Source organism: Salibacterium lacus (assembly GCF_042684865.1).
Taxonomy (GTDB): domain Bacteria; phylum Bacillota; class Bacilli; order Bacillales; family Marinococcaceae; genus Salibacterium; species Salibacterium lacus.
Map to the genome: position 1 here is coordinate 1,647,861 of NZ_JBHUML010000002.1, position 12,999 is coordinate 1,660,859.

The window sequence follows — 12,999 nt, forward strand, 5'->3', positions numbered from 1 at the left end:
ATAAAAAGGAGCCTCTCTGTGAGAAAGGGCTCCTCTTACCGGAAGATGCCGCTTCGTGGCACGCTTTTATTCCGGGGTGTAGAAATTCTGGGTGTAATACGGCTGCTTTCGTATTTCGTCGAAAGCCACACCGACACCGAGACGCCCGTACTTACCGAGCAGTGCTTCGCGGTGTCCTGTATCAGAATTCATCCAGCTTTGATGCGCCTTGATAGGACTGACCTGGCCGTAGGCAATATTCTCCGCTGCATTTCTGTACTCGATGCCGTCTCCGGACATCCGGTCAAACGGATCTTCCCCGTCCTGATTTTCATGGGAGAAAAAGTGGTTCGAAGCCATATCAACACTGTGAGATCTTGCTGTCGAAGCCGCCTCTGCGTCCCATGTCAAAATACCTCTGCTGTAGCGCTGGCGCTGGGCATTGGCCAGATGAAAAGCAAGGCGCTCATAACTCTCCTTTAAACTCTGGTCCGGCTCGGCATAATATTTCCGAAACCCTTCTTCCACCTGGCTGTCGATAACGAGTACCGCTGTAATCCGGTGATCGCGGTGTTTATCGTAGAAAAAGGTTTCATACTGCCCATCTTCTTTATACGTTCCTGCTTCCTTGGTATCTATACTAAAGCGGGCACCGCCTTTTTGAATATGGGAGAGCGGATCCCCGTAAGCATCGATCACGTCCGGCTTCGTGTCATCCATTTCGATATTACGCGCGCCCTGCCATGTATCCTGGTTCGAATAGGCAGCCACCACTTCGTTATTTTGAACACCAAACTGTACGTACTCATTATAGCGGGTGTGATACAGATACCAGTCAAATCCGTAGCGGCTCTCAAGCACTGCCTTTTCCTGCCCGAGTTCTGCTTTCATCGACTCCTTGGAGTCTCCCAGCGCAATGCCCCGAAAGTGCCAGACCTGTTCTTCACTGTCCACACCTGAAGAAGGCATGTGAACCTCATCCACCCGGAACTCCTCACTTAATGCCCGGGATAAAAAGACAGAAAACTGAGCTCTTGTTGTGTCTTCTCCGGGACCGAAGCTGCCATCTTCACGGCCGCTTGTTATCCGCTTTGCTCCCAGCGTTTCAATGGCGTCAGCTGCCCAGAAATCTTCGGACACATCGGAAAACATTTGTTCCATGCTTCCTTCAAGCCCAAACGCGTTCGATAGAACAACAGCCATTTCAGCCCTTGTCAACGAATCGTCCGGCTCAAATGTATTGCCGCTTCCGGTCATAATGCCTGCTTTGGCGACTGCTGCTATATAAGGGTACATCGCAGCCCCTTGTTCAACATCCTGGAAATCAGAATCACCTTCTTCCACCAGCTCCAGATCAAGCGCTTCCGTGAGCATTTTCGCGGTCTGAGCGCGGCTTACGTCTTCCTGAGGCTGGAAGGATCCATCTTCATATCCAGTTATAATACCCTGATCCGCAATATATTCGACCTCTTCTGATGCCCAGTAGGTTTCATTCACATCGTCAAATGTTTCTTCAGCAGAAATTGAAAATGAAGAAAAAGCCAGCACACAGGCTGCGGTGATAGATACATAGGTTTTTGGTTTCATTTGTATTCCTCCGTTTCCCCGCTTACAAGATATCTTCTACTCCTCTATCTTAGTTATGTAATATTACCTTCATTTTACCATTAATAAACAGGAAATGTAGGGTGATTTCTCGTATTTTCCTCATTATTTATTGAAACTGGGTTGACTTTTCAGATATTTGGTTTAAAATTAATTATACAAATTGAACAAACTAAATATATTAAACAAACGATAAAAGGTGGGTTATCATGTCTTCCGAATGGGATAAGCTCGAAGAAACACGTGATGTGATGGAGAGCGCCATCGCCCAGTCAATGGTTATTTACGGCGTCACCCCCTCTGTCGGCCGCATTTACGGAGTGTTGTATTTTGCCGGCGAACCGATGTCGATCGATGAAATCAAAGTACAGGTGGCCATGAGTAAAGCATCTGTCAGCAACGGGCTCCGCGAGCTGCAGGAAACAGAAATGGTAACCAAAGTATGGAAAAAAGGAGAACGGAAAGATCATTTCATCGCTGAGAAAGATTTTCTGCGGAATTTCATTAATTATTTTGTGAAAAAGATTCGGCAGGAGCGCAATCTATTGATGAAAGCCGCTGAACAGACAAAACCGGCTCTCCAGGAAATGGCGGAAAAAACCGATGATGAAACGGTACGGGAAACAGCCCGCCGAGACCTGGAACTGATACAGGAAGCTCAGAATTATCTGGACTGGACCACCCGTTTTGCCAACACCCTTGAGTCCAGAGAAATGCTGGAATATATTCCGCCGACAAAAAAAGAAATAAAGGAGTTCCACAATGAATAAACAACAGACCGCTTTAGTACTCATCGATCTTCAAAAGGAAAGCAACTTCGGCTTAATTCAGATGGACGACGTCATTGCTAACACTCAAACCCTGATTGATGCCTGCCGCCGGGAGAATATTCCGATCATTTATACCCGGCAGATTAACCGGAGTGATCAGGCCGGGCTTTCTAAAGATGAACCGTTGAAAGAAGACGATACACCGTATTATTACGCCTCCCACACCGAAAACATCGAAATTTTTGACGAAATTGCGCCGGAGAACAGCGATATCGTCATCGACAAATACCGCTGGAGTGCCTTTTATGAAACGAGCCTGGATCTCATGCTGAAAAGTCTTGGGGTTGAAGATCTTATTATAGGGGGTGTCGTAACAGATGGCTGTTTGATGACGTCCGTGTTTGACGCTTATTTCAGAGATTATCATGTTCATCTCGTCAAAGACATTTGTACTTCTTCCAATGAAGGATCTCATATGGCGGCTATGATGATTATGGCCAACTGGGTATATAACCTGGAAGTCTATGAAACCAAAGAGCTTATCAAACGGTTTAACAATGAATCGTATCAACACTGGAGCTGCGACCGTCCGGATTCCCTTCCGTTCACACCGGAAACGATGCGCGAATCCTATCAGCAGCTGCAACCACGAAAGGAAGTGCAATAACATGAAGAAAGTATTACGATTTTTAACTCCGGCAGTTCTGGCAGCACTCACGGCCTGCGGCGGAGGCGGTGAAGAAGCTTCCGAGAGCGGAAGTTCCAGTAACGAAGGACAGTCCGAACAATCAGAACAGGAAAGCAGCAATGATAAAGGGGAAACCATCACCTTCGGAAAAACATCCTGGACCAGCACAGCAGCGCCAACCCAGATTGCAAAACAGCTGCTGGAGGAAGCAGGATATAACGTAGAAATCGAACTCCTCGATCAGCCGGTAATCTGGGAAGGCATGCAGTCCGAAGAAATTGATTTCTTTATGGACGCCTGGCTCCCGTACACCGAAGAGCAGCTTTGGAGTGAATACAAGAGTGATCTTCAGAAAGTATCCACCAGTTACGAACAAGTACCAACCGGCTGGGTGGTACCGGAGTATGTAGAAGCAGAATCGATTGCGGATATTAAAGAAAATCCGGAGAAGTTCGGTGGTAAAATATACACAATCGGTGCCGGTGCCGGCATTGTTAATACATCGGAAGAAGTCATGGCGGATTATAACCTCGAAGAAGCCGGATTTGAACTGCTGCCGTCCAGTGAAACAGCGATGATCAGCGAGTTAAAGTCAAAAATCAGCAATGAAGAACCCGTCATTATCACCGGCTGGCGCCCGCACTCCATGTTTGTTGATTATGATTTGAAGTTCCTTGAAGAACCGAAAGAAAACTTCAAATATGACAACGTATATGTGCTTTCTTATAAAGGCGTTCAGGACAAATACCCGGAAGCATATGAGATTCTGTCCAACTGGAGTATCAGTGTCGAGGACCTGGAACAGATGATGTATGAATACGCCCAAAATGATGTTCCGTTTGAAGAACTTGCTGCAGACTGGATCGAAGAAAACCCTGATAAAGTAGACGCCATGATGGAAGGACAGGAATAAAAAGAGTCCGAAGCACAAGAGAATAATGATGAATCTAAAAAAGGTTCCGATTATCCACAAAGGATAATCGGAACCTTTTTTGCGAATCAGGTAGAAACGCAGCCGTTCTTCGTACTCCGGAGTACAGAACTGCAAATAGAAACAAAAAAATCCCCATTCGGATGTTTAATCTTTCATCCGAACGGGGATTTGCATGGCAGTTACCAACTGTAATAGTCGTCGATACCATTTACGACTGCCTGTGCCGCTTTGTTCTCATAGCCGGATTGTTTCATCCGGTTGGCGTCATGGGTGTTCGTGACAAAACCAAGTTCAATAAGTGTACTTGGCATCGTCGTATTACGGATGACGTAGAACCCGGTGTTTGAGACCCGGCGGTAATTCATATCTGTTTCCCGAACGAGCCGGTCCTGGATGGACTGGGCAAGTTCACGGCTTTCTCTTGCTCTGTGGCTGCCGTCGTAAAATGTCTCGGCTCCGTTGGCAGAGGCCGTTGCCGCATTGGCGTGGATACTCACAAAGGAGTCCGCATCCGCGCGTTCAGCGATATTCACCCGGCCGCTCAAGCTGACGAAGGTATCATCGTCTCTCGTCATGACAACATTGACACCTTCATTTTCGAGTTTGGACTGCACACGGAGCGCCACATCAAGAACAATGTTCTTTTCGATAATACCGTTACCCTGGGCGCCTGGATCGTGATCGCCGTGACCCGCATCTATGACAATGGTTTTACCTGCCATGCCGCTCTCACCGGGTTCCCGTTCATCCAGGTAACCGCTGTGGGTGTAGGCCCAGTCACCGTTATACTTAATGAGGACCCAGCTTCCGTTGGTCTCTTCATAAATCTTCACGGTCTCGCCGCGGCTGAGACGGCCGAGCGAATCATTGGATGCACTCGGGCCTTCCCGGACCATCAGGGTGGAGGCGGTGACTTTGCCTTCCAAAATAGGTTCGGCAGAGCTGTTTGTGTTGTCCTGGTCCGAATCCACCTCGTCCACATTGGTGACATAGTTCCCGTGAACATAGCCCTCACCACCGTGGCCGTCGATTTTCAGCCAGCTGCCGGTACGTTCATGTACATCAACGGTACTGCCGTCCTGAAGGGTGTACAGCACACCGTTTTCCGTTCCGGGACCGCTCCGGACATTCAGCGGCGTATCGGCATCAACAACACCTTCATAGAGTACGCGGCTGTCCGTTTCTTCCTGAGGCTGTTCCTGACTGCCATCGTTTCCATCTTGAATATCCCCATTCATCGCTCTGGCGATGTAGGCGGAAAACTCAGCCCGTGTTGCAGCTTCATTGGGATTGAACTGTCCTGAATCTTCTATGATATCTTGATCAACGAGGGTTTTTATGTACCCTTTTGCCCAGAAATCATTATCTATATCTTCATAATCAACCGATCCTGCTGCATTTTCGGCATCCTCACCAAAAAACGCACGGGCGGTTACTGCTGCGACTTGTGCTTTCTCAATATTGCCACCTGGATTGAAGTGTCCGTTACTGCCTTGAAAAATATCGAGCTGTGCTGCTCTTTCGATGCTGTCATAAGCCCAGTAACCAGCGTCTACATCTGAAAATGACGGGGAACCGGCGTACGGTGCCTGCTCATTCAGTGCGTTGGTTATCATAATCGAAGCCTGTGCCCTTGTCAGAGATTCATTCGGCCGGAAGGTTCCGCTGGCATCACCGGTTGCTACCCCTTCTTCTGCCAGATACTCAATTTCATCCGCCGCCCAGTGACCGGACCCGACGTCGGAATACCGATCGACTGCTTCCGCTGTGTTTCCACCTGCTACCGGCAGAACAGTCAGAATCAAGGCAGACGCAAGCCCTGCTAATATATTATTTTTCAAAGACCTGTTCCTCCTCTCTGTTGTTTTCCCCATTGCTGTGATTGTTGTACTTCGTCCAGGGAATGCCTTTGAATGGTGAAGTACTTGTTTTCATGAAAAAGTTCCAGACATATGAAGAGTCCGGCATCTTTATCCAACCCGTTCCTTCTGCTCCATAGAATATCATGACTTCACCCCGGAGACTAGCAGATTTCACGAAAAGATAGAAAATGGTAAAATACTAGCGTCTCAGGTTACACAACTGTTACAAATGTGATCTTACTGTAATGTACATGGTAATTTCTGTTCTTTTTTTTCTCCCGATTTTCATATAAAATAAAGACGTTATGATTAACATAAATGACATCAGCGTTTGCTTCATGCGGACGCTCATACCTTGAAAATCAGGTGATATAAACATGAAAAAATATGTAATCAGCATGTTTGGCGCGTTGATCGTTTTGTCGGGATGCTCTACCTACGGCATGAACCAGCATCTGGCAGAGGAACAGCGGATCGACACCCAGCAGTACGCCTATGACGATGAGAACTTTGTTTATGACACGGAAACGCTCCAGGAGCTCGCCGAACGTTTCCGGCTTGACGAGCTGTCGGAAAGCAACGTCAACAGTATTATGGAAGAAGAAATTGAAAACGGAAATTTTAATGAAATTATTATTTATCTGCGGGAACTTCAGGCTGAAGAGGAAGAGGAGGCCGCTGCTTATTCCCAGCGCTATACCGAAGCCCTTCAGGCCCACATTGAGCAGAATGATGACCCCGCCACGGCTCTCGTGGAAGACACTGCGTCATTACTGCAGCAGCAGTATGAGCTGAATCCCGAAAGTGAAGAGAATCTGATTGATTATGCCAACGTACTGATTGAATCCGGGTATAATGTGGATAAAGGAACGCAGCTTCTATTTGACCTGGAACAGCAGATGGAAGAAAACAATGAACAACCCGGACGGGACCTGCTGCTTGCGCTGGCGAAGGCTTACCGTGCTGCCGGTGATTATCAGGAAAGTCTGCAGCGGTATGAAACGTTGACCGCTCTCGATTCCGAAAATCCCACCCATTATTACCGGATGAGCCAGGTGTATGCGGAGATGGGAGACACGCAGGGCGAACAGGAAGCTGTCACCCGCGCCTTTGAGCCTACCTCCGAATTTCTTAATAACTACGGCGACGACTCCTATCAGCTTTACAAAAACTATCTCGACTCCTCCATCGAAGGGGAATCGTAACAACACGGCACCAGCAGTCTCTGATGAGTAAAAAAGCTTCCGGTTATCGAATGTGATAACCGGGAGCTTGTTTTATGGAAAAATTCATCGTCCATCAGCTGTGAAGCGGTGTTCCATGGACACTAGGGCATTGAATCCAGTCGGTAGTGGCTGCCGGCGGCCGGGGCGGAGCCACTATTTTCTTTGCGATAGACTCATAGTGTCCAGAGAACCCGACTCCGTGGACACTACGGGCTCTACTCCCCCCTCCCAATGTCCACAAGCTCCTCTCTCAAGCTTTTTGAAGGATCGTGATCAGCTGCATCTCCCTTTCAATATGCCGGTGTGATAGGGGATCATACAGCATAAAAAAATCCGAACGATATCGAGCGCTTAAAGCAGCACTCCGAATAGTCGTTCGGATTGGTACCTGCCCTATTCTGCTGCCGCAGAACGGTTCTGTTTAATCCGTCATCGCCGCCTTCAAAAACAGCGCAAACTGGGACCGTTTCAGGTCTTCATTCGGCCGGAAAGCTTCCACGGTGGTGACTTCGTTATGATACAGGGTGTTGATTGCTTCATAGTTCCAGAAATCTTCCCCGATATCTTCAAAGGAATGAGAATCCGCCGGTGTTTCCAGTGTTTCTTCAAAACCCGAAACCAGAATGGAAGCCGTCTGTGCACGCGTCATGTTCTCATTTGGACGGATATTCCCGTTACTACCTGTCATAATTCCGTTGTACTCCAGAATACGCATCGCATCATAGCCGAGGTCTCCCGCTTCCATATCAGCAGCCTGCAGCTCGTAATCACCCGGGGCTTCCAGGTTCAGCGCATCCACCATCATGGAAGCGGCGTGGCGGCGGAGAATCGACTCATTCGGCCGGAACTCTCCACCTGGATACCCGCTCAAGATACCACGCACTTCCAGGTAGCCGACAGCCTCTATTAACGGCTGTCTCCGGACGTCATAAAAGTTGGTAATGCTGCCGCTGCGGGCATAGGCACTGGCCATGTAACCATCACGGATATCTGCGTAATGGACCGGATAGTACACAAAATGATTGGTCGGGCTGTTGTCATGGGCCGCTGCTCCTTCCACCTCAAGCGGTGTATAAAGAGAAATACCCCCGACCGTGCGGGCCGTTGTTGAAGGTCCTTCCCGGTAATTTACCTGCATACCGGAATCTTCCGCGTACGTGTAAATATTGTCTCCACTCCGGGCCATCTGAGTAGATCGTGTTTTTGTATCTGTTTTTACTTCCTGCTCTTCAAACCGGATACGGTCTTCTCCGTCCTGATATACTGCGTTCCATTCCGGAACATCAACCTGGCTGCTGCCGAGCAGACTGTTGTTTTCAATGACACCGTAAACGTCTTCCTGGTACACGCTTTCTCCTTCCGCCGGATCATTGCGGCGGTCGAGGCCGTTGTAGGCAAGAATGGCAAAATACCAGTTCTCAAGCACCTGTTTACTGCCGTCATTCACAGTCGGCAGGACAGAACCTGCCCAGTTCCATTTTTCGTTCAGAAGATCGACCCCGACTTCAATATTATAAGCCGTGTCCTGTTCCAGTCTGCCTTGATCAACGCTGCGGTCCTCCAGATCATTTTCATCCAGAGTCACCTGCATGATGCCCACGCCCCCGTCTTCATTTTGGTTCATGACAGGGTTCCCATTCTCATCAAACTGCCGCATAGCGGTTTCCTCATATGCAATCGCTTTAACAATCTCGGGAGGAATGTCATGTTCCAGTGCGGCTTCTGTCAACAGTTCCTTCTTTTCCTTAAAAGACAATGCCTGCTCGTCTGAGCCGCTTCCTTCCTCTTCTGCAGCCCCGGCTGTTCCAGCTGCCGTTATGCTGCCGGCAAGAGCCAGACCTGTTATAAACTTTTTCATCGTTCCTCCCCTTTCTATGTATCTATCTACCTCTTATTATAGCAGAAAATCCTGAATCTTCCTATTTATTTTCGTGCCTAAGAATTAATGAAATAATCGGGGATTTAATGATATACTGAGGAAGTGACTTTTTTGAAGGTAGGCGGAATGGGGATCTTCCACCCGCGGAGGCTCTCTGCCGTCTGCTTCGGAACATCCCCCGACCGGGGATTCAGCTATCCGTGATTGCTTTTTCAAACGGAATGTCACGGATGTTTATACCGGGATCAATAAGGAGAGAGCGCGGCATGTTAGCTTCTTTGAAAAAAATCATTGGAGACGAACAACAACGAAGACTGAAAAAATATAACAAAGTAGTAGAACGGATCAACAAGCTTGAACCGGAAATAGAACAATTGAGTGATGAACAGCTGCAGGCGAAAACCGCAGAGTTCCGGGACCGCCTCGACAAAGGGGAAAAACTGTCGTCCATCACAGAGGAAGCCTTCGCCGTCGTACGTGAAGCGTCCCGGCGAATTATAGGGCTTCGTCATTTTGATGTTCAGCTTCTCGGAGGACTGACACTTAATGACGGTGATATCGCGGAAATGGCGACCGGGGAAGGAAAAACGATTGTCGCTTCCCTGCCAAGTTACCTGCGCGGACTTGAAGGAAAAGGCGTTCACGTCATTACCGTCAACGAATACCTGGCCCGCCGTGACCGTGATTTGATCGGGCAGGTGCATGAATTTCTCGGCTTGACCGTCGGCCTGAACGTTCCAAAGCTCGCCAAAGACGAGAAACGTAAAGCCTATGAAGCAGACATTACATACGGCGTGAGTAACGAGTTCGGTTTTGACTACCTGAAAGACAATATGGTGCAGAGTACGATTGAAAAAGTACAGCGTCCCTACCATTTTGCTATTATCGACGAAATCGACAGTGTTCTTGTCGATGAGGCAAAAACACCGTTGATTATTGCCGGAAAAACCGAAGTTAACCCTGGACTCTATCAAATCTGCGCCAAAATGGCCCGTAGTTTTGACCCGGAAAAAGACTACCTGTTTGACCCTATTACACGTTCTGTCAGCTTGACCGATCCTGGTATTACAAAGGTCGAGCGCGCGTTTGGGGTCGACAACCTGTATGACCTCGAGCACCATACCCTGTATCACTTCGTGCTGCAGGCTTTGCGCGCCCGTGTCATGTTCAGACGCGATGTCGATTACATCGTGAAAGAAGGGGAGATCAAGCTCGTTGACATGTATACCGGTCGCATCATGGAAGGCCGTACGTTCAGCGATGGTCTTCACCAGGCACTCGAAGCTAAAGAGGGACTTGAAATTACCGAGGAGAATAAAACCCAGGCCCAGATCACGATTCAGAACTATTTCCGGATGTACCCGGCCCTTTCCGGCATGACCGGAACAGCCAAAACAGAAGAGGAAGAATTCCGCAACCTGTACGGGATGGATGTTATCCAGGTTCCAACCAATAAACCGAGAATACGGGAAGACCGGGACGACCTCATTTTTGCGACAGCTGAAGACAAATACCGGGAAGTTGCCAAGGAAGTTTCCAAGCGTCATGAAAAAGGACAGCCTGTGCTGATCGGCACGACTTCCATCATTCAGTCAGAGACGATGGCTCGTTACCTTGATGACCGGAAAGTGCCTTATGAGCTTCTCAACGCCAAAAGTGTGGAACGCGAAGTTCAACTGATTTCTCTTGCCGGTCAGAAAGGCCAGGTTACCATCGCCACCAATATGGCCGGGCGCGGTACCGACATTATGCTCGGCGAGGGAGCAGCCGAAGCCGGTGGTCTCTTTGTACTCGGCACGGAACGTCATGAAAACAGACGGATCGACAATCAGTTGAAAGGCCGTTCCGGGCGGCAGGGCGACCCCGGTGAAACACAGATGTACGTCTCTCTTGAAGATGAGATGCTGCTCCGCTTCGGGGAAGAGGATATTGAAGGATTGAAAGAAAAACTAAAAACCGACGAGAACGGCGTCGTGCAAAATGATGACGCCCACACCATTATTAACCGGGCTCAGGAAATGTGCGAAAACGCGAATGCATCGCTGCGTGAATTCACATTAAAACTGGACGACATCGCCAACGAACAGCGCCGCGTCATCTATACGCTGCGTAATCAAGTACTGGAGAGCGATGATCCGCTGCAATCCTGGATAAATATCGTCAAATCCAGCACGAAAAAGCTTGTGGAATCCTACTGCGGGGATGAATATGTACCGGAAGAATGGGATCTGCGGGCACTTGAAACCAGACTCAACCGCATCATCGTAACCCCGGGCATCCAGCTCCCTAAGAAGGCGGAAAATCAAAAAGATATCATGGAGCTTGTCGAAGAAAAAACCGCTGCCTTCCTTGAAGAAGTGGAACAGCTCCGTGAACGCAAAGGTGTCCAGAACCAGGCCCGCAAAGTGCTGCTGACCAACATCGACCGGCACTGGCTCAGCCATCTTGAAGAAATGACCCGCTTAAAAGAGGGCATCGGACTTCGCAGTTACGGGCAGGAAGATCCGATGCGGGTTTATACAAGGGAAGGCTATGAATTGTTTTCCCGTATGTATGATTTAATTGAACAGGATGCTTCCGTTCATTTATCCAAACTCATCCGCCCGCTGATTTTACCGGAAGAGGTGAAAAAATAATGCTTCCTTTTTTTCGTAAAAAACGAGACGGAAAACCGAAAATGGAAGGAAATGAATCAACCGTTTCCTCCGAAGAACTATTGAATGAAACAAGTGACACCGAAGGCCGGGAAAAACAGATCGACACGGATCTTTCGTTTCATCCAGAATGGGATGTATCCAAAGAGGATCAGTATTCCTTTCAGTTTCTGAATATGGAATGCCCGCCTCTTGCGCCGAACCAGATTTCGCTTTCGGGCATCAGTCTGCAGCAAAACGAGGAACAGGGTTCGGTTGAGGTATCGGCTTTTATCCGCAGCAGCCTGAATAAAACCATTAAGCTGCACGAAACGACACTTGTACTTCTCGACAGTTCCGAGCAGGTGCTTGGCCGCAAAACCATGGATCTTGAAGAAGCAGGGGACATTCCGCCGTACAGCAGCCGGCCCTGGAACATGACGTTCAGTGATCAGGAACTGTTCACAACCGACATTCCGTCGGAAGGATGGAAGCTTGCGTTTCAGCTGAAACCATCTTCGCGCAAACACAGTCTGGATCTTCAGAACAGCTGGGAACAGTCTCTTGCAGAAAAAGACAAGCATGAACTGCAGAACATGGTGGAGCGGCTCGATCCTCCGAAACCGGGTGAAGTAAATTTCATGGGACTGAAAGCCGTCCAGAAAGACAACGGCGATCTCCATGTGACGCTTCTCATCCGCAACGGCAGTGAGAAAAATGTAACACTGGAACAGATTCCGCTTCAGGTCGAAGACGCCGGCGGTACCACCGTAGCAAAAGGCGGCTTCACAATGAATGATTTCGGTGTCAAAGCCAATACAAGCAAACCCTGGACCTTTATTTTCCCAAGCAGCATGGTTCAGGAAGACGATATTGACCTGAGCAGCTGGAAAGCCTATCCGATTCAGAAAAATACAGCTCATTAAATCGCTGAAACCGGGGATGCAGCGCGCATCTCCCGGTTTTTTTGTACGTCTGGATGATTTCTGCCGGGGTTTTGGTGTTTCCAGCTCAATTCCCCAAGTTTATCAATTGCTCTTTGCATTTTCTCGATCGGTTCTCGGGGTTTATTGATCGATTCTCTTGTTTCTCGATCGATTCTCCTCCCATTTCCGATTTTCTTGATCGATTCTTTCGATTTCTCGATCGATTCCCGCCTTTTCTCGATTGATTCTCCACTTTTATTCATCGATCCTCGACTGCAGAAAGAAACCTGGATCCATTGAGGAGCCGGGTCTATCAATCGGAGCGCAGTTTTTATTGATTGATTCTCCGGATTTATCGCTCGATTCTCTTTTTTCTCGATTGATTCTGGTGGGCTTGCGTGATTTCTGCATCGATTCTCTAGGTTTCTCGATCGATTCTCCAAATTTATCGATCAATTACCTCCCCCCTGCCACAGCGAAAATGTGACCCAATAAAA

The 12,999-nt window shown here is 48.4% G+C and carries 11 protein-coding genes; 6 read left to right on the top strand and 5 right to left on the bottom strand.

The features are described from left to right. Window positions 1–66: 66 nt before the first annotated feature. The gene (locus tag ACFSUB_RS09285; RefSeq protein ID WP_380712913.1) at window positions 67–1,566 is read right to left on the bottom strand and encodes an S-layer homology domain-containing protein; all 1,500 of its coding nucleotides are present in this window, start codon (window positions 1,564–1,566) and stop codon (window positions 67–69) included. Window positions 1,567–1,793: 227 nt separating this feature from the next. Here ACFSUB_RS09285 and ACFSUB_RS09290 point away from each other — a divergent pair, with 227 nt between their 5' ends. From ACFSUB_RS09290 to ACFSUB_RS09300, 3 genes are read left to right on the top strand one after another with little or no spacing between them, the layout of a single operon-like run. Continuing rightward, a complete protein-coding gene (locus ACFSUB_RS09290; protein ID WP_380712914.1) occupies window positions 1,794–2,354 on the top strand; it encodes a GbsR/MarR family transcriptional regulator in 561 nt (186 codons plus the stop codon). Then, window positions 2,347–3,021 (top strand): isochorismatase family cysteine hydrolase, encoded by a 675-nt coding sequence (locus ACFSUB_RS09295; RefSeq protein ID WP_380712915.1) that lies wholly within the window; start codon window positions 2,347–2,349, stop codon window positions 3,019–3,021. The genes ACFSUB_RS09290 and ACFSUB_RS09295 overlap by 8 nt, the downstream gene beginning before the upstream one ends. A 1-nt stretch (window position 3,022) precedes the next feature. Continuing rightward, complete coding sequence (locus tag ACFSUB_RS09300; protein ID WP_380712916.1) at window positions 3,023–3,955, top strand: glycine betaine ABC transporter substrate-binding protein; 933 nt, start codon at window positions 3,023–3,025, stop codon at window positions 3,953–3,955. 200 nt (window positions 3,956–4,155) lie between these two features. Here the strand turns inward: ACFSUB_RS09300 and ACFSUB_RS09305 are convergent, their stop codons facing one another. Further along, complete coding sequence (locus tag ACFSUB_RS09305; RefSeq protein ID WP_380712917.1) at window positions 4,156–5,817, bottom strand: N-acetylmuramoyl-L-alanine amidase; 1,662 nt, start codon at window positions 5,815–5,817, stop codon at window positions 4,156–4,158. 398 nt (window positions 5,818–6,215) lie between these two features. Here ACFSUB_RS09305 and ACFSUB_RS09310 point away from each other — a divergent pair, with 398 nt between their 5' ends. Continuing rightward, complete coding sequence (locus tag ACFSUB_RS09310) at window positions 6,216–7,043, top strand: tetratricopeptide repeat protein (protein WP_380712918.1); 828 nt, start codon at window positions 6,216–6,218, stop codon at window positions 7,041–7,043. A gap of 442 nt (window positions 7,044–7,485) precedes the next feature. Here ACFSUB_RS09310 and ACFSUB_RS09315 read toward each other — a convergent pair whose 3' ends face one another. Beyond that, window positions 7,486–8,922 (bottom strand): S-layer homology domain-containing protein, encoded by a 1,437-nt coding sequence (locus ACFSUB_RS09315; protein WP_380712919.1) that lies wholly within the window; start codon window positions 8,920–8,922, stop codon window positions 7,486–7,488. A 287-nt stretch (window positions 8,923–9,209) separates the two neighbouring features. Between ACFSUB_RS09315 and secA2 the strand changes: the two genes are divergently transcribed. Both secA2 and ACFSUB_RS09325 read left to right on the top strand, forming a co-directional pair. Further along, window positions 9,210–11,579, top strand: coding sequence for an accessory Sec system translocase SecA2 (gene secA2 / locus ACFSUB_RS09320; protein ID WP_380712920.1), 2,370 nt, complete (start codon window positions 9,210–9,212; stop codon window positions 11,577–11,579). After that, window positions 11,579–12,502, top strand: coding sequence for an accessory Sec system S-layer assembly protein (locus tag ACFSUB_RS09325; RefSeq protein WP_380712921.1), 924 nt, complete (start codon window positions 11,579–11,581; stop codon window positions 12,500–12,502). The genes secA2 and ACFSUB_RS09325 overlap by 1 nt, the downstream gene beginning before the upstream one ends. Here ACFSUB_RS09325 and ACFSUB_RS09330 read toward each other — a convergent pair. Then, a complete protein-coding gene (locus ACFSUB_RS09330) occupies window positions 12,499–12,765 on the bottom strand; it encodes a hypothetical protein (RefSeq protein WP_380712922.1) in 267 nt (88 codons plus the stop codon). The genes ACFSUB_RS09325 and ACFSUB_RS09330 overlap by 4 nt on opposite strands. Then, window positions 12,758–12,958 carry a hypothetical protein gene (locus tag ACFSUB_RS09335; RefSeq protein ID WP_380712923.1) on the bottom strand — a complete coding sequence of 67 codons (201 nt, stop codon included), beginning with the start codon at window positions 12,956–12,958 and terminating at the stop codon, window positions 12,758–12,760. The genes ACFSUB_RS09330 and ACFSUB_RS09335 overlap by 8 nt, the downstream gene beginning before the upstream one ends. Window positions 12,959–12,999: the final 41 nt, after the last annotated feature.